Genomic DNA, 22,305 nt, shown 5'->3' with positions numbered 1-22,305 from the left:
CGCCGCAAGGTACCGGCGCGGGTCGGCACTCGGATTTCATTCGGATTTGCGCCATGAATCTTTACCAGAAGGCTCTCGTGGCGCCGGCGATCACCCTGGTCTTTCTGTTGTTGCTGGCCGTCGCCGGCCATATGACGATGAGCACGCAGCGTGAGGTGCTCGACGATCTCTTCAATGTCAGGCAGCAATATCTCCAGACCGCGGAAGCGGTGAGGTCCGGCGTTCTGGAGAGTCACGCGCGCGTGTATCGCTTGCTGATGTGGGCGGACCTTTCCGGCTCCGACACTCTGCAGAAAGAGGGCAAAGCAGCGGACGAAGCGCTCGGGCGGATCGCCTCCGATTTCGACGGATGGATGGCAAGGCCGGATCTTGGCAACGATGAAAAGCAGCTTGGGCAGAAGATCGCCGCACAGATCGCGAAGTACCGGAAGAGCGTCGCGCAGGCGGTCGATATGGCGGACAGCGACATCAATATGGGACGCTCCGCGCTGCAGACGGCCGACGATTACTTCAAGGTGCTGGACACACTCACGGACGAGCTCGTACAGGCGGAACAGAAGTTCAGCCAGGCCGACTACGACGCGGCGACGACCGCGTATGCCCAGGCGCGGCTCGCGGTCGCGCTAACGCTGATACTCGCAGTGGGCGGGGCGGCAGTGAGCGCGTTCATGATGGCCCGAAGCATTGCCCGTCCGGTCCGCGAGGCCTCGCTGGTCGCCGAACGCATCGCGGAGGGCGACCTCGGCGCGCAGTTCGCGTCCGCCGGCCACGACGAGATCGGCGACCTGCTGAGGTCACTGCAACGCATGAAGGAGAACTTGCGGCGCATCATCGGCAGCATGGCAGGCAGCGCGGAAGCGCTGCGCGACTCTGCCGGCGGTATGTCTTCGGCGGCTGCCGAGATCAACCGTTGCGTGCAGGATCAGAGCGAGTCGCTGAACGCGATCGCGGCAGCGGTGGAGGAAATGAGCGTCAGCATCACGCATGTTTCGGATAACGCGGAGAACGCAAAGACGGTCGCCGAACGGACAGTTGATGTGGCCGAAACGGGGAAGTCGCTCGTCGGCGAGGCCGTGGTCGAAATCAACAAGATTGCGTCGGATGTCTCGGCAACCGGCGAAACGATCCATCGACTGCAGGAAACCTCGCAACGGATCAGCCATATCGTCGATGTGATTCGGGAGATCGCCGGACAAACCAATCTGCTTGCACTGAATGCGGCGATCGAAGCTGCGCGCGCGGGCGAACAGGGCCGTGGCTTTGCGGTGGTCGCGGACGAAGTGCGCAAGCTCGCGGAGCGGACCAGCTCATCGACGACCGAGATCAACGTGATGATCGAGGCGATTCGGGATCAGACGGAAGCGGCCGTCAAGCAAATGGACGATGCGACCCGTCAGGTCGGATCCGGCGTGAAACTGATGCATGAGTTGCAGGATCCGCTCGACGAGCTGCAACGCTCGGCGTCGGTGGCGCTGAAGAACCTCATCGACGTGTCGGACGCAGCCCGCGAGCAAGCCAGGGCCAGCACGCTGATCGCAGAGAACGTCGAACGCCTGGTGCAGAAAAGCGACGTCAACACCCACGCGGCCCAGCGTGGCGAAGAGATGGCCAACAATGTTCACGGCCATGCCGGAACCCTGCAGGAGCTGGTTGCGCGCTTTCGCAGTTGAAACCTTATAGCGTCGTCAGGCGCGCGATGCGATCGCCGAACCACGTCGTCAGGATCAGCGCGAGCGGCACGCAGAGGATGAAGGTCCGGACGAGCCGCGCGATGAAGGGATGGGCGAGGTGGGCTTCGATGAAGGACCGGGCGACGATCCAGCCTTTCAGCCAGACGATCGCGGCGACCGGCAGTTGCAGCCACGCGGCGTGGTGCGACCACTGTGCGAGCCACAGGCTGAGCAGGGTCAGCGTCACGAGGCCGAGCCAGGAGAGGAAGAGCGGGGCGAGCGAGGTCGACGGGGAGGTGGGGATCGCTTTCATGGTTCAGGCCAGCACGTAGAAGAGCGGGAAGATGATCAGCCAGATGATGTCGGTGGCGTGCCAGTAGCTCGCCAGCGCTTCGAGGCCGTTGTGTTCATCGGCCGAGTAGCCACCCGCGAGATGTCGCGCCAGCACCCACAGCATGCCGAGGATGCCCCAGAAGCCGTGCACAAGGTGGGTGAAGGTCAGGTAGTAATAGACCGTGAAGAAGATGCCCGATTCGCCGTTGATGCCGTGTGCGAGGTTCCACTGGATCTCGAGGTATTTCGCCAGCGGATAGCCGAGTGCCATGACGAGCGCGGCGATCAGCCAGTAGATGGATTCGCGCCGGCGTCCTGCGCGGATGCGGGCGACCGAGCAGGCGACGAAGAAGCTGCTGGTGACCATCAGCAAGGTGATCACGGTACCGGCGACGGTCGACAGCCGTGTCGCGCCGTCCTGGAACGCCGCGGGAAAGTGCGCGCGGGCGACGAAGTACACCGTGAAGAGCACGAGAAACTCGACGAACTCGCAGGTAATTCCGACCCAGATCCCGTGATTGCCGGGGACGCGTCCTGCGCTCTCGGGTTTGCCGCCGGCATCGAATACCGGTATCGCCGCTGCTGTCATGCTCTTCCTGCCGATGGGTACGTCAAGGCTGCCATTCTTTCACTCCGCGGGCACCAAGCACAGACACAGGTGCGACGGTTTTCGAGCGGAACAGTTGACCGGAGTTCCTCCGTGTCGCATTTCGGCCCGCGTATCGGCGCGCAGGCACTATGCTGGATTATTGCTCGTGCTCCGCGCACGGCCGGTTTGCTTTCGAACAACAACGAGGGAGACAACCATGCCGGACAACCTGATTGCCGCCGCCACGTCGGCCTATGCCTATCCGCTGCTGGTCAAGCAGTTGCTGCTGAACTCCGTGAGCCTGTACGGCGATCAGGAGATCACCTATCGCGGCGAAATGCGCTACCACTTCCGGGACTTCCGCGAGCGCATCGGCCGCCTCGCCTCAGCCCTGAGCGCCCTGGGCGTGCGGCATGGGACGACGGTCGCCGTGATGGACTGGGACAGCCATCGCTACCTCGAAAGCTATTTCGCGATCCCCATGATGGGGGCGACGATGTTCACGGTGAACGTGCGACTGTCGCCGCAGCAGATCGCCTACACGCTGAACGATTCCGAGGCCGAGGTGGTGCTGGTGCATGCGGACTTCCTGCCACTGCTGGAGCAGTTGAAGCCCGAGCTGAAGTCGATACGCCAGATCGTTGCGATTGCGGACGGGAAGCCGCTGCCGGAGTGCAAGCTCACGTTCGCAGGCGAGTACGAGGCGCTCGTCGGCGGGGCATCGCCCGACTACGAGTTCGTCGACTTCGACGAGAACACGAAGGCCGCGACCTTCTACACGACGGGCACGACGGGCGATCCCAAGGGCGTGTGCTACAGCCATCGGCAGATCGTGCTGCACGCGCTGACTACCGCGTTGAGTCTGTGCGCGCCGCGCGAGGGGCAACGGCTGCATCGCGAAGACGTGTATATGCCGATCACGCCGATGTTCCACGTCCTCGCCTGGGGCGTGCCCTATCTCGCGGTGATGCTGGGCTTGCGGACCGTGCTGCCCGGGCGTTATGTGCCGGACGCGCTGCTCAAACTGAAGCGCGACGAGAAGGTCACGTTCTCGCATTGCGTCCCGACCATCCTCCAAATGCTGCTGCACGCCGCGGCGGGAGGGGAATTCGACCTCTCGGGCTGGAAGGTGATCATCGGCGGCGCCGCTTTGCCGGCGGCGCTGTGCAAGGCGGCCGTGGAGCGCGGGATCGATGTGTTCGCCGGCTACGGCATGTCGGAAACGGGGCCGATCGTCGCGCTCGCGCAGATTCGCGATGCGGATGCGCCGGCAGACATCGACGCCGAAGTGCGCCTGCGCAGCCTGACCGGTCGGCCCGTGCCGCTGATCGATTTCCGCGTTGTCGACAGCGAGATGCGGGACGTGCCGCGCGACGGCACGAGTCAGGGCGAAATCGTGCTGCGCGCGCCTTTCCTGACGCAGGGCTACTTCAAGAAGCCTCAGGCGTCCGAGGAACTGTGGGCCGGCGGCTACCTGCATACGCAGGACGTGGCGGTGATGCAGCCGGACGGTTTCGTGCGCATCGTCGACCGCATCAAGGACGTGATCAAGACGGGTGGGGAGTGGGTGTCGTCGATCGCCATCGAGAGTCTGATCGCGGAGGTGCCGGGCGTGCAGGAGTCGGCGGTGATCGCGGTCAGGGACGAGAAGTGGGGCGAGCGGCCGATGGCCTACGTGGTGCGCAAGCCCGGCGCCGAGGTGGCGCCTGAGGCGATCCGCCAGCACTTGCTACGGCAGGTCGAGACGAAGCGCATCAGCAAGTACGCGGTGCCGGACGCTGAGCACGTCCTGTTCGTCGAGGAGATCCCGAAAACCAGCGTCGGCAAGATCAACAAGAAGCTGCTGCGCGAACGCTCGGCGTGATCCTTCAGCGCGACGCCGCGTTGTAGGAGGCGAAGAGCTCCGCAATCCATTCGACGAAGACGCGGACTTTCGCGCTGACGTGGCGGTTCGGCGGATAGACGATGTAGATCGGAATGCTGGGGGTGAGCCAGTCTTCGAGCACCGGAACCAGTTCGCCGCGCTTCACATGCTCCTCCAGTACGCCGGCGCCGCTCTGGATGATGCCGAGCCCCGCCAGCCCGGCAGCCATGTAGGCGTTGCTGTCGTTCACGGCTACCGCATATTGGCCGACGACTTCGATGCGCTCCCCCGCGCGCTCGAACTCGAACGGCGAGAGGCGTCCCGTGCCGGCAGAAAAATAGCCGACGACGCGGTGCGGTCCGTCGAGCTCGGAGGGGTGCGTCGGCACGCCGTATGTCCTCAGGTAGGCCGGCGCTGCACAGGTCATGAATTCGATCTGTCCGATGCGTCGCGCGACTAGTGATTCATCGACGAGCTTGCCGCCCCGGACGACACAGTCGACGTTGTCGGCAATGAGATTTACCAGCCGATCCCCGACGCCCATGTCGACCTGGATGTCGGGATACCGCGCGTGGAAGCTGTGCAGCGCGGGAAGGATGACGCGGCTGGCGACCACGGCCGCGACGTCGACGCGGATCCGCCCTTTGGGCGCGGCCTGGGAGTTCGACAGGCTGGCGTCGATTTCCTCCAGCTCGGTGAGTAGCCGCGCAGTGCGCTCGTAGTACGCGGCGCCGTCTGCGGTGACGGTAACGCGGCGCGTCGTGCGGTTGAGAAGCTTCACGCGCAGGTGCGTCTCGAGGCTCTGGATCAGCTTGGTCACGGTCGGCTTGGGCATCCCGAGCGAGTCGGCAGCCTTCGTGAAGGTGCCCGCTTCGACGACGCGCGCGAACACGCGCAGTGCCTGAAATTGGTCCATTCGCTTCTCCCTCGATATTCCGGTGACGATTGCTGCGTTGCGATTATTCATCAACAGAAATAAAGAAGCCACGAATTCCATATTTATTCATCGTCGGACCATAACTATCTTTCAGGGCGTCAACAAACCACCGGCCGATCTCGAAGGTCGCAACGACGATGCCCCGCTCTCCGCAATCCCGGTCCACCACCCCGACGCCGATGCCGGCCGCCACGGACAGCCGCATCGACGTCGGCCTCTCCGCGTCGCTGGGCGTGCGGATCTACGGGCAACGTCGCGCAGGCGCCGCGCTGGTCGTCCATTTCCACGGAGGCGCTTTCGTATCCGGTTCGCTCGACAGCGGCGCGATCGTGGCTACGCTGCTGGCCGAGGCGGGTGCAGTCGTCGTTTCGGTCGATTACCCGCTGGCCCCAGCGAATCCGTTTCCCGCGCCGGTCGAAGCGGCCTACGCCGCCTTGCAGTGGGCACATCGCAAGCGCGCGCGGCTCGCGGAGCAGGGCGCCGAGGTCTTTGTTGCGGGCGAGGAGGCGGGCGCGAACCTCGCCGCCGCCGCCGCGCTGATGGCCCGCGATCGCCACATGCCGCCGCTCGCCGGACAGATCCTGATTTCGCCGATGCTCGACCCCTGCCTCGGCACCGCCTCGCTGCGCCGGAGCAATCAGGGCCCCGCCGACTGCCCGCTGGCCACCGGCTGGTGCAAGTACCTCCGCGAACCCGCCGCCGCCGAACACCCTTACGCGATCCCCAGCCGCTCGGTGCGCCTCGCGGGCCTGCCGCCAACGCTGCTGCTCACGGCCGCCGACGATCCGCTGCGTGACGAGGCGCTCGCCTACACACGTCGGCTGGTGGGCGCGGGCGTACCGGTATCGGAGTTGGTGCTTCCGGCCCCCACTGGGTGGCCCTGCTCCCTGATGGAGGCGGCGGGCGCGGAGAGCCCGTGGGCAGAGGAGGTCGGCATTCGCCTGAAGGCCTTTCTCGCGCAAACCACCATCGCACCGACGCCGGAATGAACGAGCCCGCCCTTCGAAAGGGCTGTTGACTCCGTACTTAACTACGGACTTTAGGATGTCCCCGACCCCGCGACCGCCGCTCATAACAATTCAACAAGGAGTTTGTCATGTCACCAGAGAGCCAATCGAAACGCCGCCGGATGTGGACCGCCGGCCTTGCCGTCACCGCACTGACCGCCGTTTCCGCTGTCGTCCTGGGCCTGCGCCCGGCGCCGGTCGCAGCGAATGCGCCGGCAACCGCACCGGTCGCAACACCCGTGTCGGTTGCAGCCGTCGAAGTTCGCGACGTCTCGACCTGGGACGAATTCTCGGGCCGCCTTGAGGCGGTCGAGCGCGTGGACATCCGCTCGCGCGTCGCGGGCACGGTGCAGGCGGTGCATTTTCGCGAGGGCGGGCTCGTGAAGGCGGGCGACTTGCTGATCACGATCGATCCCGCGCCCTATGCCGCCGAGGTCGACCGCGCGACCGCGCAGGTCGCCGCCGCCCAGGCCCGGGTCGCCTTCACGACGAGCGAACACGAGCGCGCACAGCACCTGTGGGAGCAACGCGCGATCGCCGAACGCGAACTTGAGGAGCGTGCCAACGCCCACCGCGCCGCTGACGCCGAGTTGCGTGCCGCACAGGCAGCGCTGCAGTCCGCGCGTCTGAACCTTGGCTACACGCAAGTGCGCGCACCGGTGGCGGGCCGGGTAGGGCGGCTCGACGTGACCGTAGGCAACCTCGTCGCGGCCGGCCCTGGCGCGCCGGTGCTGACGACATTGGTTTCGGTGAGCCCGATCTACGCGAGCTTCGATGCCGACGAACAGGTCGTTGCGCGCGCGTTGCAGGATCTGCGTGAAGCCCATGGCAAGTCGGCGCGGCTCGAAAGCATCCCGGTGCAGATGGGCACCGCGACCACGACCGAATTGCCTTTCGACGGCCATCTGCAGCTCGTCGACAACCAGGTCGATGCGCGCAGCGGCACCGTGCGCGTGCGCGCCGTCTTCGACAACCCGGACGGCAACCTGATGCCCGGCCAGTTCGCGAAGCTGCGCATGGGCCGCCCGAAGGCCGCGACCGCAGTCCTCATCGACGAGCGCGCGGTCGGCACCGACCAGAGCCGCCGATTCGTGCTGGTCGTCGACGCCGAGAACAAGACCGAGTACCGCGAGGTGACGCTCGGCGGCACATCCGACGGCCTGCGTATCGTCACAAACGGCCTGCAGCCGGGCGAACGCATCGTCGTCAACGGCCTGCAGCGCGTGCGTCCGGGTTCGCTGGTCGCGCCGCAAGCGGTCGCGATGGACGGACGCAAGGCGGCCAAGGACGCCGCCGCGACGGCCGCCGCGCCGCAATCCTGATCCCCGAGGTTTCGTCATGAATCTATCCCGCTTCTTCATCGACCGCCCGATCTTCGCAGGCGTGCTGTCGCTGCTGATGTTCATCGGCGGCTTGATCGCCGTGCGCGTGCTGCCGGTGTCCGAGTACCCGGAAGTCGTGCCGCCCTCGGTCGTCGTGCGAGCGCAGTATCCGGGCGCGAACCCGAAGGTGATCGCCGAGACGGTCGCGACGCCGCTCGAGGAATCCATCAACGGCGTCGAAGGCATGCTCTACATGGGCAGCCAGGCGACCACCGACGGCCTGCTGACGCTGACCGTCACCTTCAAACTTGGTACCGACGCGGACAAGGCGCAGCAGCTCGTGCAGAACCGCGTCTCGCAGGCCGAGGCGCGCCTGCCCGAGGAGGTGCGCCGGCTTGGCGTCACGACGGTCAAGAGCTCGCCTGACCTGACGATGGTCGTGCACCTCTTGTCGCCCAACGCCCGCTACGACATGACCTACCTGCGCAACTACGCGCTGCTCAACGTCAAGGACCGCCTCGCGCGCATCGAAGGCGTCGGCCAGGTGCAGCTCTTCGGCTCCGGCGACTACTCGATGCGCATCTGGCTCGACCCGCAGAAGGTCGCCGCGCGCGGCCTCTCGGCGGGCGACGTGGTCCGTGCAATCCGCGAGCAGAACGTGCAGGCCGCGGCCGGCGTCATCGGCGCCTCGCCGGGCTTGCAGGGCATCGACCTGCAGCTGCCGGTGAACGCCCGCGGCCGTCTGCAGAGCGAAGAGGAGTTCGGCGACATCATCGTGCGCACCGGCACCGACGGCGCCGTCACGCGTCTGCGCGATCTGGGTCGCATCGAACTCGGCGCCTCCGACTACGCGCTGCGCTCGCTGCTCGACAACAGGGATGCCGTCGCGATCCCGATCTTCCAGGCTCCCGGCTCGAACGCGATCCAGATCTCGGATCACGTCCGCGAGACGATGCAGCAGCTGAAGCAGAACATGCCCGAAGGTGTGGACTACGAGATCGTCTACGACCCGACGCAGTTCGTCCGCGCGTCGATCGAGGCGGTCATCCATACGCTGCTCGAAGCGGTCGCGCTCGTCGTGCTCGTCGTGATCCTGTTCCTGCAGACCTGGCGCGCGTCGATCATCCCGCTGCTCGCCGTGCCGGTATCGATCATCGGCACCTTCGCCGTGATGCATCTCTTCGGCTTCTCGATCAACGCGCTCTCCCTCTTCGGCCTGGTGCTCGCGATCGGCATCGTCGTCGATGACGCGATCGTCGTCGTCGAGAACGTCGAGCGCAACATCGAGGCGGGGCTCTCGCCGCGCGAAGCGACCTATCGGGCGATGAAGGAAGTCTCCGGCCCGATCATCGCGATCGCGCTCGTCCTGATCGCCGTGTTCGTGCCGCTCGCCTTCATCACCGGCCTCACCGGCCAGTTCTACAAGCAGTTCGCGCTGACGATCGCGATGTCGACCGTGATCTCGGCGATCAACTCGCTGACCTTGTCGCCCGCGCTGTCTGCGCTGCTGCTGAAGGGCCACGACGCCCCGAAGGACGGGCTGACGCGCGGCATGGACAAGGTCTTCGGCCGCTTCTTCACCGCCTTCAACCGCACCTTCCGCCGCGGCGCGGAAGCCTACGGCGGCGGCGTGCGCGGCGCGATCGGGCGCAAGGCGGTGATGATGGTCGTCTATCTCGCGCTCATCGGCCTGACGGTAGGGCTCTTCAAGGCGGTGCCCGGCGGCTTCGTGCCCGCGCAGGACAAGCAATACCTGATCGGTTTCGCGCAGCTCCCGGACGGCGCCACGCTCGACCGCACGGAGGAGGTGATCCGCCGCATGGGCGAGATCGCGCTGCAACAGCCGGGCGTCGAGCATGCGGTCGCTTTCCCTGGCCTGTCGATCAACGGCTTCACCAACAGCTCGAACTCGGGGATCGTCTTCACGCCGCTGAAGCCCTTCGACGAGCGCACGGGCAAGGAACTCAGCGCCGGTGCGATCGCGATGGAGCTGAACAAGAAGTTCGCCGGCATCGAGGACGCGTTCATCGTGATGTTCCCGCCGCCGCCCGTGCAGGGGCTCGGAACGACCGGCGGCTTCAAGCTGCAGCTCGAAGACCGCGCCTCGCTCGGATACCAGGCGCTCGACGCCGCGACCAAGGCCTTCCTCGCGAAGGCGTCGAAGGCGCCCGAGCTCGCGGGGCTGTTCTCCAGCTACCAGGTGAACGTGCCGCAGCTCTATGCCGACATCGACCGCACCCGTGCCCGCCAGCTCGGCATCCCGGTCACGGACGTGTTCGACACGATGCAGATCTACCTCGGCAGCCTGTACGTGAACGACTTCAACCGCTTCGGCCGGACCTACTCGGTGCGCGTCCAGGCAGATGCCCCGTTCCGCGCCCATGCGGAGGACGTCGGACTGCTGAAGGTGCGTTCGCAGACGGGCGAGATGGTGCCGCTGTCTTCGCTGATGAATATCCAGTCGAGCTTCGGCCCGGAACGCGCGATGCGCTACAACGGCTACCTCTCGGCCGACATCAGCGGCGCGCCCGCGCCCGGCTACTCGTCCGGGCAGGCGCGCGAGGCGATCGAGCGCATCGCGGCGGAGACGCTGCCGCAGGGCATCTCGTTCGAATGGACGGAGCTGACTTACCAGGAAATCCTCGCCGGCAACTCGGCGGCGTGGGTCTTCCCGCTCGCGATCCTGCTCGTCTTCCTGGTGCTCGCCGCGCAATACGAGAGCCTGACGCTGCCGCTCGCGATCATCCTGATCGTGCCGATGGGGATTCTGGCGGCAATGACGGGCGTGTGGCTCTCCGGCGGGGACAACAACGTCTTCACGCAGATCGGGCTGATCGTGCTGGTCGGGTTGTCGGCGAAGAACGCGATCCTGATCGTCGAGTTCGCCCGCGAGCTGGAGTTCGCCGGACGCACGCCGCTGCAGGCCGCGATCGAGGCGAGCCGCCTGCGTCTGCGCCCGATCCTGATGACCTCGATGGCCTTCGTGATGGGAGTGCTGCCGCTAGTGCTCTCGACCGGCGCCGGCGCCGAGATGCGTAGCGCGATGGGCGTCGCCGTGTTCGCCGGGATGATTGGGGTGACGGCCTTCGGGCTCTTCCTGACGCCGGTGTTCTACGTGCTGATGCGCCGTCTCGCAGGCAACCGGGTGCTGAAGCTGCACGGCCAGGTGCCGCACCTCGAAGCCTTCGCCGCTTCGCCCGTCACCGGCGGCGCCGCCACCGTCCCGGGCCTTGCCGCGCCGCGTGCGCTTCACGATTGACCCGGCCGCCAAGTACCGCTCGACCTGAGCCGGTCGAAGCCCGGCCACCGCCATTCGACAAGCTCAGGGCGACCGGCGGTACTTGATCGCCACACAAGTAACCAGGAGTTCAAGATGGTATTGCTGACTCATCCACTGCGCACCGCGCTTGCGCCGCTCCTCGCCGCGCTTATCCTGGCGGGCTGCGCCACGGCCCCGCAAATCGACCCCGCCGCGCTGCCGACCGCACCGGCGGCCTTCAAGGAAGGCGACGGCCGCTGGACGCAGGTCCTGCCGGCCGAAGCGCAGGCTGACGGCGCTTGGTGGAAGACATTCTCGGACCCGGTGCTGGACGGGCTGGTCGAGCGCGCCCTCGAACGCAACAACAGCATCCAGATCGCCGCTGCCCGCCTCGCGCAATCGCGCGCGCTGCTGCAGGCGACCGACGCCCAGCGCGCGCCGCAAATCGGCCTCGGCGTCAACGCCTTACGGCAGGGCGGGGCGATCACGCCGGCCGGGGGCAACGCCGGCAACCTGTTCCAGGCCGGGGCCAACTTCTCGTGGGAGCTCGACGTCTTCGGCCGGCTCTCGCAGGCGAGCCAGGCAGCGTCGCTCGACACCGACAGCCGCGAAGCGCTTCTCCGCAACGCACGCCTCCTCGTGCAGGCCGACGTCGCCCGCAGCTACCTCGCCTTGCGCGCACTGGACGTCGAACGCGCACTAGTCCGTGAAACGGTCGGCGCCTACCGCGACACGCTCGCGCTCACCGAACGGCGCTTCGAAGCTGGCGACATCGCCGAACTCGACGTCGCCCGCGTGCGCACCGAGCTCGCGGCGACCGAATCCGACGCGCTCGCGCTCGACCGCCGCCGCGCCGAAGTCGAACACGCGCTCGCCGTGCTGGTCGGCGACACCGCATCGGACTTCAACATCGGCGCCGCGGACTGGAACACCGCGCTGCCCGTGATCCCGGCCGGCGTGCCGAGCACCGTGCTCACGCGTCGCCCCGATGTCGCCGCGGCCCGGCAGACGATGCTTGCCGCACAAGCCCGCGTCGGCGTCGCGCAGGCCGCGTGGTTCCCGGACATCGCGCTGACGGGCTCAGGCGGCTACGCCTCGACCGACCTCGGCGATCTCTTCAAGTGGTCGGCCCGCTCCTGGGGCATCGGCGCGCTGCTGTCGCTGCCGATCTTCGACGGCGGCCGGCGCGACGCCGGGGTGAAGAGCGCCAGCGCCGAGCTGGACGCCGCGCTCGCGGGCTATCGTGAACAGGTGCTTGTCGCGTTCAAGGAGGTCGAGGACCAGCTGTCCTCACTGCGGCTGCTCGCCGACCAGAGCGAGGCCCAGTCGCGCGCGGTCGCCTCTGCGAGTCGCGCGACCGTGCTGTCCGACGTCCGCTATCGCAGCGGCTACGTCAGCCAGCTCGACCTGCTCGACGCGCGGCGCAGCGAACTGCGCAACCGCCGCGAGGCGCTGCAGGTGCGTGCCGCGCAGTACCAGGCGACGGTCGGATTGGTGCGGGCGCTCGGCGGAGGCTGGAGCCCGGCCGACGATCGCAACCTCGCCGAAGGACAGACGCGCGCGGTAGTTGGCGGGTAAGCGGCGTGAGGCGGCGCGGAGGGCTCTCCCGCCGCGTGCCGCCCCCGTTCAAACCGTCTCGGCGACGATCCGGTAGCAGGGGTTGTAGACCTTCCCCGGCAGCTTCATCCGCCCCTGCGCGACGAAGGACGCGAGCAGCGCGTCCATCGGCTGCAAGATCTCCGGATCGCCCTGGATCTCGAAACTGCCATGCTTCTCGATCTCACGGATCCCGTCGGCCTTGACGTTGCCCGCAACGACGCCCGAGAAAGCCCGGCGCAGGTTCGCCGCAAGGAGATGCGAGGGCTGATTCTTGTGCAGCGAGAGCTTGCGCATGTTTGCGTGTGTCGGGCGGAAGGGCCGCTGGAATTCGTGCTCGACGCGCAGCAGCCAGTTGAAGTAATAAGCGTCCTGCTTGTCCTTGCGGTAGGCGCGGACCTCCGCGATCCCCGTCTGCATCGCGCGCGCGACCTCGACCGGGTCGTCCACGATGATCCTGTAGCGGCGCTGCGCCTCCGGGCCCAGCGTCTGGGCGATGAAGGTATCGATCTGCCGGAAGTACTCGCCTGCGCTCCGCGGCCCGGTGAACACGAGCGGGAAGGGCAGGTCGGCGTTGTCCGGATGGAGCAGGATGCCGAGCACGTAGAGGATCTCCTCGGCCGTGCCCACGCCGCCGGGAAAGACGATGAAGCCGTGACCCGCCCGGACGAAGGCCTCCAGGCGCTTCTCCACGTCCGGCAGGATGACAAGCTCGTTGACGATCGGATTCGGCGACTCGGCCGCGATGATGCCCGGCTCGGTGAAGCCCAGGTAGCGTGCATTCGTGATGCGCTGCTTCGCGTGGCTGATCGTCGCGCCCTTCATCGGCCCCTTCATCGCACCCGGACCGCAGCCGGTGCAGATGTCCAGCCCGCGCAGGCCGAGCTGGTAGCCGACGAGCTTCGTGTAGTCGTACTCCTCGCGGCTGATCGAATGCCCGCCCCAGCACACCACCGTGTTCGGCTGCAGCGTCGGCTTCACGATTCCCGCGTTGCGCAGGATGTGGAAGACGGCATCGGTGATCGCTTCGGAGCTTCCGACGTCGATCTCGGTGCTCCCGTAGACCACATCGCGCAAGACGGTGAAGAGATGCTCCTGGATACCGCGGATCATCGTTCCATCGACGAAGGCGCTCGCCGGCGCGCCGCGGATGTCGAGCTTGATCCCGCGCGAGCGCTGGATGATGTCGATCTCGAAGGAGCTGTAGCGCTCGAGCAGCTCCTTGGCGTCGTCGATGCCGTTGCCGCAGTTGAGCACGGCCAGCGCGCAGTTGCGGAAGATCTCATGGAGCCCCCGCTGATCGTGGGATGAAAGCTGCGCAGCTTCCGCCCTAGAGAGAACTTCCATGCGTCCGATGGGGGAGATCTGTGCGTCGATCTGTGTGTCGACTACTTCATATTTCATGCGTCTTGCTCTCGTGCTGACTCGATGACGATGGAGAATACATCTTCGGAGCACGGAGGGATGAATCAATCGGCAACCGGTGCCGATGCGGGGTCAGTCGTCGCGGTGATAGTCGTAGGTCACGAAACGCTGATGGTGAGGCGGCAGCTCCAGCCAGTCCTTGTGTTCCAGGCTCGCGCGGATGTCGTCGAGACCGCTCCCCCAGTGGTCATGCATCGTCAGCGGCCCGAACTCGTAGTCCTTCGCCAACCCGTCCCATTCCTTTTCCTGATAGATCAGGTGGATGACGCTGACCTGCCGCCCACAGGACCACTCGGCCGCCTTGCGACACCAGTGATCGGATTCGCGTATCTCCTCCGGCGCGTATTTCAGCATCTCGTGCACGAGATGGCGCAGCTCCTGTTCGCGCGCCATCAGATCGGTGATCGCGCGCGTGCGGCTCGAATACTGGATGTCCTTCTGGCGCTCCTGGGCGTCCCAGATGTTCGTCGGCACCGTCCCGAGCGCACTCCACAGGTCGACCTGGAAGGCCAGCGTGTCATGGCGCGGCTGGTCCTCCAGCACATGCGCGAGCGGCGTGTTCGACACGAGCCCGCCGTCCCAGTAGAACTCGCCGTCGATCTCCACCGGCGGAAAGCCCGGGGGCAGGGCGCCCGACGCCAGGAAATGGTCGAGCCGCAGCCGCCCCTTCCAAGGTCCCACGGTGTTGTCGAAGTACTCGAAATTGCCCGTGCGCACATTGACCGCGCCGACCGATACGCGCGGATGACCGGCGTTGATGCGGTCGAGGTCCACGAGTTGCTCGAGCGTCGCACGCAGCGGCGCCGTGTCGTAATAGCTCGCCTCCACAGGCGGCACCTTCACCTCCAGCCACGGCGGCGGAAGCCGCGGCGTGAAAAATCCCTGCTGCCCCTCGACGACCCCGCGCCATGCCACCACCGCGTTGAACACCCGGCGGGCGTCGTCGCCGAGCTGCCCGACCAAAGACTGCACCGCGTCGGCCATCGGCAGGACGAAGACCGGGCGACACACGGTTTCCCAGAAGGTGCGCAGATTGGCGACTCGATGGCCCGGCGCGCTCCCCGCGATCAGCGCCGTATTGATCGCCCCGATCGAAATCCCTGCGAGCCAGTCGGGCTGGACCCCCGCTTCGTCGAGCCCCTCATAGACTCCCGCCTGGTAGGCCCCCAGCGCACCGCCCCCCTGCAGCACGAGGGCGACGGTCTTGAACGGCAGGCTCAGTCGTCGCACTTCAGTGCATCACCCAACCGTGAGTCAGCAGGAAGGACTGCCCGGTAAAGGCCGCTGTCGGGAACGCCGCGAGGAAGAGCACCGTGTTCGCGACATCGTCCAGGGTCGTGAACTCCCCATCGACCGTCTCGCCGAGCATCACCTTCTTGACCACTTCCTCCTCGCTGATGCCCAGGTCCCGCGCCTGTTCCGGGATCTGCTTGTCGACAAGCGGCGTGCGCACGAAGCTCGGGCACACAACATAGGAATGGACGCCATGCTCAGCGCCTTCCTTCGCCAGCACGCGCGCCAGACCCAGCAAGCCGTGCTTGGCCGCGACATAGGCGCACTTGAGCGGTGACGCGGCGTGCGAATGCACCGATCCGGTGTAGATCACGACTCCCCCGCGCTTGCCGCTATACATATGGCGAAGCGCCGCGCGAGTCGTCAGGAAGGCGCCGTCGAGGTGGATCGCGAGGATCTTCTTCCAGTCGGCCAGCTTGAATTCGACGATCGGATCGACGATCTGGATGCCTGCGTTCGACACCAGCACATCCACGCTGCCATGCTTCGCAGCAATGTCGTCGATCGCCCCGTCGACGGCGCGTTCATCGACGACGTCCATCGCGACGCCGACTGCCCGGCCGCCAGCAGCAACGATCTCGTTCGCCACCTGTTCGGCGCCCGCGAGATTGATGTCCGTCACCGCGACCATGGCGCCGGCCTGCGCCAGCTTCTCCGCGATCGCCTTGCCGATGCCGCTGCCGGCGCCCGTGACCACCGCCACCTTTCCGCTCAATTCTCCGGTCATGCCCGCACTCCTTCGCTTGCCGTGCAAAGCCTCACACCCAGAGAATCTGGGCGACGCGGAGCGGTAAATCAAGAAACGCAGGGTAAGCGTATGTCACGCTCGGCCCTCAGCCCTTCACGCAAACCACCTGACGTAGCGTGTGGACCACCTCCACCAGCTCGCGCTGCGCCTCCATCACGCGGTCGATGTCCTTGTAGGCCATGGGGATTTCGTCGATCACGTCGCGATCCTTGCGGCATTCGACGTGTGCGGTCGCCTTAACCTGGTCCTCGACCGTGAAGCGGCGCTTCGCCTCGTTCCGGCTCATCACGCGTCCCGCACCGTGGCTGCACGAGCAGAAGGCTTCCTCGTTGCCGAGTCCGCGCACGATGTAGCTCTTCGCACCCATCGATCCCGGAATGATCCCGAGCTCGCCCTTGCGCGCCGACACCGCTCCCTTTCGCGTGACGAAGATGTCCGCACCGAAATGCGTCTCGCGCTGCACGTAGTTGTGGTGACAGTTCACCGCCTCGACGTCCGCCGCGAAACTCTTCTTGATCACCGACCGAGCCGCTTCCACGACGTGACGCATCATCACCGCGCGATTGCGCTGCGCGTAATCCTGCGCCCAGCCGACCGCCTCGACGTAGTCGTCGAAGTGCTTGCTGCCTTCCTTGAAGTAGGCGAGATCGCGGTCCGGGAGGTTCGCGAGGTGCTCGCGCATGTCCGCCTGCGCGAGCTCGATGAAGAGGTTCCCGATCGCATTGCCGACGCCGCGCGAGCCCGAATGCAGCATGAACCAGACGCGGTCCTCCTCGTCGAGGCAGACCTCGATGAAATGGTTGCCGGTTCCGAGCGTTCCGAGATGCTTGTAGTTGTTGGTGTTCTTCAGCTTCGGGTACTTCTGCGTGATGTGGTCGAACCCCGGCAACAGCGCCCGCCACGCCGCATCGACCTCCATCGGCGGACGTTCCCACGCCCCGACGTCGCGACCGCCGCGCGGCGTAGTGCGCCCATGCGGCACCGCATGCTCGATCGCCGTGCGCAGCCGATGCAGGTTGTCCGGCAGGTCGGCCGCGGTCAGCGTCGTGCGCGCCGCAATCATCCCGCAACCGATATCGACGCCGACCGCCGCCGGAATGATCGCGCCGCGGGTCGGAATGACGCTGCCGATCGTCGATCCCTTGCCCACATGCACGTCGGGCATCACGGCGATGTGCTTGTAGATGAAAGGCATCGAGGCCGTCGCCATCAACTGACGGCGCGCCTCGTCCTCGACGGGCACGCCGGAGGTCCACATCTTGATCGGCTTGCCGTTTTCCACTTCCAGCAACTGGTAATCCATTTTTCTCTCACGCATTCTTGATACTCACGAGCCCGCTCGGCGCCTCGGTGACACGCATGGCGACCCTCGCCGACGCCGGCGGGATCACCGCGGACAACATTCGCGAAGAAATCGCGCGTCTGCGCAGGACGTGGTCGGGCGGCGAGTCGGTTGATTCCCTCGCCGATGCTGCCTCCGACCTCCTCGGCGAAGAGGCCGCAACATTGGACCTCGTCGACCGCTGCCAGCTCAATCAGGTGATCCAAATCTGCCGATCCGCGACCAGCCTGTCCGACGCTGGACGCAAGCTGTTCGCCATTTCACGCCAGGACAAGGCCCGTCCGAACGACGCCGACCGACTGCGCAAATACCTCGGCCGTTTTGATCTATCCTTTGATTCAGTAAGGGATTTCAGGCAGACCTGACACGCGACGATCGGTTACGGTTGTGATCATTTTGTAACAGGTCGGAAGGACACTTGAGACTATCGTTTGACCTGGAATGATTTCCGCCTTCGGGACTCCTTTGGGTTTCGCAGGTGGTCGCACATTTGCATCGTTCCGGATGTACCAGAAGGAGCCACTCGCTCCAACCGGCGGCATCAATCCGGAGTTAAACACTGACCGAGGAGACGGCAGCATGAGAACAGCACGCCTGGACACGATCCAAACCAACACCCTGGAATACGAATTCATCCCACCGTTCAACCTGGATGAAATGAGCAGGGAAACAATCGGGCTAGCCTGGGAACAACAACTCAGCCTGACGACGGCGTGGCAAGCCGCCATGGCGAGTCTCGAAGAGACGCTCGGGCTGAGCGACAGCGCATCGATGATCGTCCCACCGCTGCCCGACGGCTCGGACTCGCAGCACGCGAGCGAAGCGGCCGGCAACATGAGCATGCGCACGATCATGGTCATGAACACGCTGCTGCTGTCGCTGCGCGAGCGGCTGCTTCAGATCCAGAACGAGACCGCAAATCTCGCGATCGACAACATCTCGCGCCGCCAGACCATGGACGGCGAGACGATGCCGAAGCTCAGTCCCGACAGCGCCGCACGCATGGAAGTGCTGCTTCGCGCATGGTTCGACATCATGACCGCGGCGCAGACCAAGATGCAGATGCTCACCGGCTTCGCGCCCGCGCAAGGCAAGACCGGCCTGCAGCAGTTCTTCCAGGAACGTCGGCACCACGCGCAGATCATCGACTTCCCCGATCGTCGGCTCGCGAGCTGAGCCGACGACGCAATCGGCAGACCGCGCGGCTGGCTTGGTCCTGCCGCGCGCGTCGATGACATTTCCTTACGCCGATCACGCTCTCCGTTCCCGTTATTCCTTCAGAATGATGCCGTCGACAATCTTCGGGCGCGGCATCGAAACGGTGGCGCGAGTCAGGCATGAATCTATCGACGATCGTTCGCCGCGTCGGCGGCGCGATGCTCGCATTCTTCGGACTTGGGGCCACCGCAAGAGAAAAAGCGCCTGCAGCAGAATTCGTGGTTGCAGACGCGGAACTTCCGCCAGCGCCCGTGGCACCGGAACCGCAAGGCGGAGAGTCTGAGTCTGTCGCCGAATTCGAACCGGAACCGCAGCCAGCGTTGAGGCCCGAGGAGGCTCCCCTGGAGCTCGCGGCCTTGCCTGCAGACGACGTTGCAGCCGAGGACGAGATAGTCCAGGAACTCGCCATCGCCGAAACTGCCGTTGCGCAGATCCCCGACCCGGACCTCGACAAGCTGATCGCGAAAGCGGTGATGTTGCAGGGGCAGATGCGCGATCTCACCGTGCGGCTCGCGGAGATGCAGCGACTGGTGTGCCAATTCCAGCAGTCCCAGTACCTGGCCTTGGGCAGCGTGCTCGGGGAATGCCTGCTGCTGCGCGCCGAATACTACCGGCTGAAGGCCGAGCAGACGGGTGAGGCTGCCGACCGCGAGGAGGCGAGCGCGGCCAGGAAGGAACACGATGCCTTTCGCCAGACGGTCGAGGAATCCTCGCAGCAGGCCCCGCAACTGGATGAATCCGAACAGGAAGAGTTGCGCCGTCTCTATCGCGCAGCCGTGATGCGCTGTCATCCCGACCGCGTGGACGACACCGACAAGGACGCGGCACACGCGTCCTTTCTCAGCGTCCAGGAGGCCTATCGCAGAAGCGATTTGGCGGCGCTTCAGCGTCTCATGGGGCGACTCGAAACCGGCGCCGTCGCAAATCAGCGCGACCGAGCGACGGCAAGGCCGTCGACCGACGACTCGGCCTCGCGTCGCGTGCGCGACCTCCAGGAGCAGGTGGCCGACCTGATCCTCGCCGTCCAGACCCTGCAGCTCGACGCCGCCTATCGCCAGGCGAGGAGCGTCGATGACTGGGAAGACTATTTCGCGCATGTGCGATCGCGTTTCGTCGACGAGTGCGCGACGCTGCGAAGCCGAATCAGCGCACTGTCCGGCAGCGCCGCCTGAACGTCGCGGGGCTTGCGGACCGAGGTCGCGATCCCCGAAACTCTCCGGATGCAAGCTGAATTGCCGGGGAGAAGAGAGAGCTTGAAGACAGCAGCACGAGCAGAGACGGTGAGGGCGCCGTCATGAAGCGGATCGACCTCGTTTCGATGCAGCTCTTCGTCGCGGTATGTGAGACGGGCGCGATCGCGAAAGGGGCGGAGCGCGAGCACATCGTCGCCTCAGCGGTCAGCAAGCGGCTCGTCGAACTGGAGCAGCTCTTCGGGTTGCCGCTCCTCGAACGCGGCGCACGCGGCGTGAAGCCGACTGCCGCGGGCGAAGCGCTGCTCTTTCATGCGCGCAACGTGTTGCGCAGCGTCGATCTCCTGCACGCGGAGCTGTCCGAGTACGCCCAGGGCGTGCGCGGCCACGTGCGCATGCACGCGAACATCTCGGCCGTCGTCGAATTCCTGCCCGAAGACCTGCGCGCCTTCATGACCGCGAACGAGGGCATCAAGATCGACCTGCAGGAACACCTGAGCACCGACATCCTGCGTGCGGTGCGCGAGGGGCGGACCGATCTCGGGGTCGTGTCCGACGCGGGCGAGGTGGACGGTCTCCAATGCTATCCCTACCGCTGCGATCAGCTCGTCCTGCTGACGCGGCCCGACCACCCGCTCGCGGCGATGGAAGAGACGGACTACGTCGCGAGCCTCGCTTACGACCACGTCGGCCTGAGCCAGAACAGCGCGCTCTACACGCTGCTCGAAAACGCTGCAGCCGAGGCGGGGATTGCCCGGCGTCTGCGCATCCACGTGACGAGCTTCGACGCCCTGTGCCGCATGGTCGATGTCGGGCTCGGCGTCGGAGTCGTTCCCGAACGCGTTGGGAGCTTCTTCGCGTCCGCGCTCGGACTGCGGCTGGTCCGGCTGACCGACGACTGGGCAAAACGCCAGCTCCACATCGTGGTCCGCGATGCCGCCTGTCTTCCCGTCGCGGCGCGCCTGCTGCTGGCACACCTGACCGCCTGATCGACGAGCCATCTCCAACGGAGATGGCTGCCGTGGCGAAGCACCGTTTTTCAGCGTCGCCGTCCTTTGCGACCATGTCCTCGCGCTTAATCGACCAGGAGCCAGGACGCGATGGGAAAGACACTCTATGACAAGATCTGGGACGCGCACGTCGTCCGGCAGGGCGACGATGGCAGCAGCCTGATCTACATCGACCGCCACATCATGCACGAGGTCACGAGCCCGCAGGCCTTCGAAGGCCTCAATCTCGCGGGACGCAAGCCGTGGCGCGTCGGCAGTATCGTCGCGACGCCGGACCACAACGTGCCGACGAAGGACCGCGAAAAGGGGATCGAGGACGAGATCGCAGCGCTGCAGGTCAGCACGCTGATCGAGAACTGCAAGGCGCATTCGGTCACGCTGTTTGGCCTCGACGACAAGCGCCAGGGCATCGTCCATGTCGTCGGCCCGGAGCAGGGCGCGACGCTGCCGGGCATGACCATCGTCTGCGGCGACTCGCACACCAGCACGCACGGCGCGTTCGGCGCGCTCGCGTTCGGTATCGGCACCTCGGACGTCGAGCACGTGCTCGCGACGCAGTGCATGGTGATGAAGAAGTCGCGCAACATGCTGGTCCGCGTCGAAGGTCGGCTCGCGGCGGGCGTGACGCCGAAGGACGTCGCACTCCACGTCATCGGTCGCATCGGTACGGCGGGCGGCACGGGGCACACGATCGAGTTCGCCGGCAGTGTCTTCCGCGAGATGTCGATGGAAGGCCGGATGACGGTGTGCAACATGGCGATCGAGGCCGGCGCGCGTGCGGGCCTCGTCGCGGTCGACGATACGACCGTCGAGTACCTGAAGGGCCGCCCTTTTGCTCCCTCGGGCGCCGAGTGGGACGCGGCCGTCGAAGCATGGAAAGCGTTGCATTCCGACGCGGACGCGGTCTTCGATCGCGTGGTCGACATCGACGCTGCCGACATCGCGCCGCAGGTCACCTGGGGCACGTCGCCGGAGATGGTCGTGCCGGTCGGCGGCCGCACGCCAGACCCGGCCGCCGAGAGCGATCCGGTCAAGCGCGATGCGATCGAGCGTGCGCTCGCCTATATGGGCCTCGCGCCGCTGACGCCGATGACCGACGTCGCGGTCGACAAGGTCTTCATCGGTTCATGCACCAATTCACGCATCGAAGACCTGCGCGCCGCAGCCAAGGTGGTCGAAGGGCGCAGCATCGCCGCGAACATCAAGCTCGCGATCGTCGTCCCCGGTTCGGGGCTCGTGAAGGAGCAGGCCGAGCGCGAAGGGCTGGACCAGGTCTTCGTGCGCGCCGGCTTCGAGTGGCGCGAGCCGGGCTGTTCGATGTGCCTCGGCATGAACAACGACCGCGTCGGAGCCGGCGAGCGCTGCGCCTCGACCTCGAACCGCAACTTCGAAGGACGCCAGGGGGCAGGGGGCCGCACCCACCTCGTGAGCCCGGAAATGGCTGCTGCCGCCGCCGTCGCCGGCCGCTTCGTCGATGTCCGCGAATTGAACTGAGGGGAAGT

The 22,305-nt window shown here is 66.0% G+C and carries 19 protein-coding genes; 11 read left to right on the top strand and 8 right to left on the bottom strand.

Annotation, left to right across the window (positions count from 1 at the left end; all coding sequences use genetic code 11):
* Positions 1 to 53 precede the first annotated feature (53 nt).
* Positions 54 to 1,670, top strand: a complete 1,617-nt coding sequence (locus VJ673_RS02935) for a methyl-accepting chemotaxis protein (protein ID WP_324124528.1) — start codon at positions 54 to 56, stop codon at positions 1,668 to 1,670.
* 4 nt (positions 1,671 to 1,674) lie between these two features.
* Here the strand turns inward: VJ673_RS02935 and VJ673_RS02930 are convergent, their stop codons facing one another.
* Both VJ673_RS02930 and VJ673_RS02925 read right to left on the bottom strand, forming a co-directional pair.
* Complete coding sequence (locus tag VJ673_RS02930; protein WP_324124527.1) at positions 1,675 to 1,983, bottom strand: hypothetical protein; 309 nt, start codon at positions 1,981 to 1,983, stop codon at positions 1,675 to 1,677.
* A gap of 3 nt (positions 1,984 to 1,986) precedes the next feature.
* Positions 1,987 to 2,592 (bottom strand): cytochrome c oxidase subunit 3 family protein, encoded by a 606-nt coding sequence (locus tag VJ673_RS02925; protein WP_324124526.1) that lies wholly within the window; start codon positions 2,590 to 2,592, stop codon positions 1,987 to 1,989.
* Positions 2,593 to 2,809: 217 nt separating this feature from the next.
* Here VJ673_RS02925 and VJ673_RS02920 point away from each other — a divergent pair, with 217 nt between their 5' ends.
* Positions 2,810 to 4,456, top strand: coding sequence for a fatty acid--CoA ligase (locus VJ673_RS02920; RefSeq protein ID WP_324124525.1), 1,647 nt, complete (start codon positions 2,810 to 2,812; stop codon positions 4,454 to 4,456).
* Positions 4,457 to 4,460: 4 nt separating this feature from the next.
* Here the strand turns inward: VJ673_RS02920 and VJ673_RS02915 are convergent, their stop codons facing one another.
* On the bottom strand, positions 4,461 to 5,372 hold the full coding sequence (locus VJ673_RS02915; protein ID WP_324124524.1) for a LysR family transcriptional regulator: 912 nt from the start codon (positions 5,370 to 5,372) through the stop codon (positions 4,461 to 4,463).
* A 43-nt stretch (positions 5,373 to 5,415) separates the two neighbouring features.
* The gene (locus tag VJ673_RS02910) at positions 5,416 to 5,598 is read right to left on the bottom strand and encodes a hypothetical protein (RefSeq protein WP_324124523.1); all 183 of its coding nucleotides are present in this window, start codon (positions 5,596 to 5,598) and stop codon (positions 5,416 to 5,418) included.
* Here VJ673_RS02910 and VJ673_RS02905 point away from each other — a divergent pair.
* The 4 genes from VJ673_RS02905 to VJ673_RS02890 all read left to right on the top strand — a co-directional run bounded on the left by VJ673_RS02905 (position 5,573) and on the right by VJ673_RS02890 (position 12,559).
* Positions 5,573 to 6,382, top strand: a complete 810-nt coding sequence (locus VJ673_RS02905; RefSeq protein ID WP_324124522.1) for an alpha/beta hydrolase — start codon at positions 5,573 to 5,575, stop codon at positions 6,380 to 6,382. The genes VJ673_RS02910 and VJ673_RS02905 overlap by 26 nt on opposite strands.
* A 107-nt stretch (positions 6,383 to 6,489) precedes the next feature.
* Positions 6,490 to 7,722: an efflux RND transporter periplasmic adaptor subunit gene (locus VJ673_RS02900; RefSeq protein ID WP_324124521.1), complete on the top strand. Its 1,233-nt coding sequence runs from the start codon at positions 6,490 to 6,492 to the stop codon at positions 7,720 to 7,722.
* Positions 7,723 to 7,738: 16 nt separating this feature from the next.
* A complete protein-coding gene (locus VJ673_RS02895; RefSeq protein ID WP_324124520.1) occupies positions 7,739 to 10,981 on the top strand; it encodes an efflux RND transporter permease subunit in 3,243 nt (1,080 codons plus the stop codon).
* 114 nt (positions 10,982 to 11,095) lie between these two features.
* Positions 11,096 to 12,559 (top strand): efflux transporter outer membrane subunit, encoded by a 1,464-nt coding sequence (locus tag VJ673_RS02890; protein ID WP_324124519.1) that lies wholly within the window; start codon positions 11,096 to 11,098, stop codon positions 12,557 to 12,559.
* A 48-nt stretch (positions 12,560 to 12,607) separates the two neighbouring features.
* Here the strand turns inward: VJ673_RS02890 and ppnN are convergent, their stop codons facing one another.
* From ppnN to VJ673_RS02870, 4 genes are all read right to left on the bottom strand, one after another.
* Positions 12,608 to 13,981 carry a nucleotide 5'-monophosphate nucleosidase PpnN gene (gene ppnN / locus VJ673_RS02885; RefSeq protein ID WP_324124518.1) on the bottom strand — a complete coding sequence of 458 codons (1,374 nt, stop codon included), beginning with the start codon at positions 13,979 to 13,981 and terminating at the stop codon, positions 12,608 to 12,610.
* Positions 13,982 to 14,074: 93 nt separating this feature from the next.
* Complete coding sequence (locus tag VJ673_RS02880; RefSeq protein ID WP_324124517.1) at positions 14,075 to 15,232, bottom strand: patatin-like phospholipase family protein; 1,158 nt, start codon at positions 15,230 to 15,232, stop codon at positions 14,075 to 14,077.
* A gap of 1 nt (position 15,233) precedes the next feature.
* Complete coding sequence (locus VJ673_RS02875) at positions 15,234 to 16,022, bottom strand: 3-hydroxybutyrate dehydrogenase (RefSeq protein WP_324124516.1); 789 nt, start codon at positions 16,020 to 16,022, stop codon at positions 15,234 to 15,236.
* Positions 16,023 to 16,128: 106 nt separating this feature from the next.
* Positions 16,129 to 17,361, bottom strand: a complete 1,233-nt coding sequence (locus tag VJ673_RS02870; RefSeq protein ID WP_324124515.1) for an RtcB family protein — start codon at positions 17,359 to 17,361, stop codon at positions 16,129 to 16,131.
* 41 nt (positions 17,362 to 17,402) lie between these two features.
* Between VJ673_RS02870 and VJ673_RS02865 the strand changes: the two genes are divergently transcribed.
* From VJ673_RS02865 to leuC, 5 genes are all read left to right on the top strand, one after another.
* Positions 17,403 to 17,750: a hypothetical protein gene (locus VJ673_RS02865; RefSeq protein ID WP_324124514.1), complete on the top strand. Its 348-nt coding sequence runs from the start codon at positions 17,403 to 17,405 to the stop codon at positions 17,748 to 17,750.
* Positions 17,751 to 17,964: 214 nt separating this feature from the next.
* Positions 17,965 to 18,561 (top strand): hypothetical protein, encoded by a 597-nt coding sequence (locus VJ673_RS02860; protein WP_324124513.1) that lies wholly within the window; start codon positions 17,965 to 17,967, stop codon positions 18,559 to 18,561.
* Between the two features lie 398 nt (positions 18,562 to 18,959).
* A complete protein-coding gene (locus VJ673_RS02855) occupies positions 18,960 to 19,775 on the top strand; it encodes a J domain-containing protein (protein WP_324124512.1) in 816 nt (271 codons plus the stop codon).
* Positions 19,776 to 19,897: 122 nt separating this feature from the next.
* Entirely contained in the window at positions 19,898 to 20,782 is an 885-nt protein-coding gene (locus VJ673_RS02850) for a LysR family transcriptional regulator (protein WP_324124511.1), read from the top strand.
* A gap of 111 nt (positions 20,783 to 20,893) precedes the next feature.
* Positions 20,894 to 22,297, top strand: a complete 1,404-nt coding sequence (gene leuC, locus VJ673_RS02845) for a 3-isopropylmalate dehydratase large subunit (RefSeq protein WP_324124510.1) — start codon at positions 20,894 to 20,896, stop codon at positions 22,295 to 22,297.
* The last annotated feature ends 8 nt before the right edge of the window (positions 22,298 to 22,305 follow it).

Source organism: Aromatoleum sp. (assembly GCF_035254505.1).
GTDB lineage: Bacteria > Pseudomonadota > Gammaproteobacteria > Burkholderiales > Rhodocyclaceae > Aromatoleum.
The sequence above is the reverse complement of the archived record's forward strand: the minus strand, read 5'-3'. Positions and strand labels throughout refer to the sequence as shown.

Coding starts and splice junctions, on each gene's coding strand:
- VJ673_RS02935 (WP_324124528.1), top strand. CDS start 54: ATGAATCTTTACCAGAAGGCTCTCGTGGCGCCGGCGATCACCCTGGTC.
- VJ673_RS02930 (WP_324124527.1), bottom strand. CDS start 1,983: ATGAAAGCGATCCCCACCTCCCCGTCGACCTCGCTCGCCCCGCTCTTC.
- VJ673_RS02925 (WP_324124526.1), bottom strand. CDS start 2,592: ATGACAGCAGCGGCGATACCGGTATTCGATGCCGGCGGCAAACCCGAG.
- VJ673_RS02920 (WP_324124525.1), top strand. CDS start 2,810: ATGCCGGACAACCTGATTGCCGCCGCCACGTCGGCCTATGCCTATCCG.
- VJ673_RS02915 (WP_324124524.1), bottom strand. CDS start 5,372: ATGGACCAATTTCAGGCACTGCGCGTGTTCGCGCGCGTCGTCGAAGCG.
- VJ673_RS02905 (WP_324124522.1), top strand. CDS start 5,573: ATGCCGGCCGCCACGGACAGCCGCATCGACGTCGGCCTCTCCGCGTCG.
- VJ673_RS02910 (WP_324124523.1), bottom strand. CDS start 5,598: ATGCGGCTGTCCGTGGCGGCCGGCATCGGCGTCGGGGTGGTGGACCGG.
- VJ673_RS02900 (WP_324124521.1), top strand. CDS start 6,490: ATGTCACCAGAGAGCCAATCGAAACGCCGCCGGATGTGGACCGCCGGC.
- VJ673_RS02895 (WP_324124520.1), top strand. CDS start 7,739: ATGAATCTATCCCGCTTCTTCATCGACCGCCCGATCTTCGCAGGCGTG.
- VJ673_RS02890 (WP_324124519.1), top strand. CDS start 11,096: ATGGTATTGCTGACTCATCCACTGCGCACCGCGCTTGCGCCGCTCCTC.
- ppnN (WP_324124518.1), bottom strand. CDS start 13,981: ATGAAATATGAAGTAGTCGACACACAGATCGACGCACAGATCTCCCCC.
- VJ673_RS02875 (WP_324124516.1), bottom strand. CDS start 16,022: ATGACCGGAGAATTGAGCGGAAAGGTGGCGGTGGTCACGGGCGCCGGC.
- VJ673_RS02870 (WP_324124515.1), bottom strand. CDS start 17,361: ATGCGTGAGAGAAAAATGGATTACCAGTTGCTGGAAGTGGAAAACGGC.
- VJ673_RS02865 (WP_324124514.1), top strand. CDS start 17,403: ATGGCGACCCTCGCCGACGCCGGCGGGATCACCGCGGACAACATTCGC.
- VJ673_RS02860 (WP_324124513.1), top strand. CDS start 17,965: ATGAGAACAGCACGCCTGGACACGATCCAAACCAACACCCTGGAATAC.
- VJ673_RS02850 (WP_324124511.1), top strand. CDS start 19,898: ATGAAGCGGATCGACCTCGTTTCGATGCAGCTCTTCGTCGCGGTATGT.
- leuC (WP_324124510.1), top strand. CDS start 20,894: ATGGGAAAGACACTCTATGACAAGATCTGGGACGCGCACGTCGTCCGG.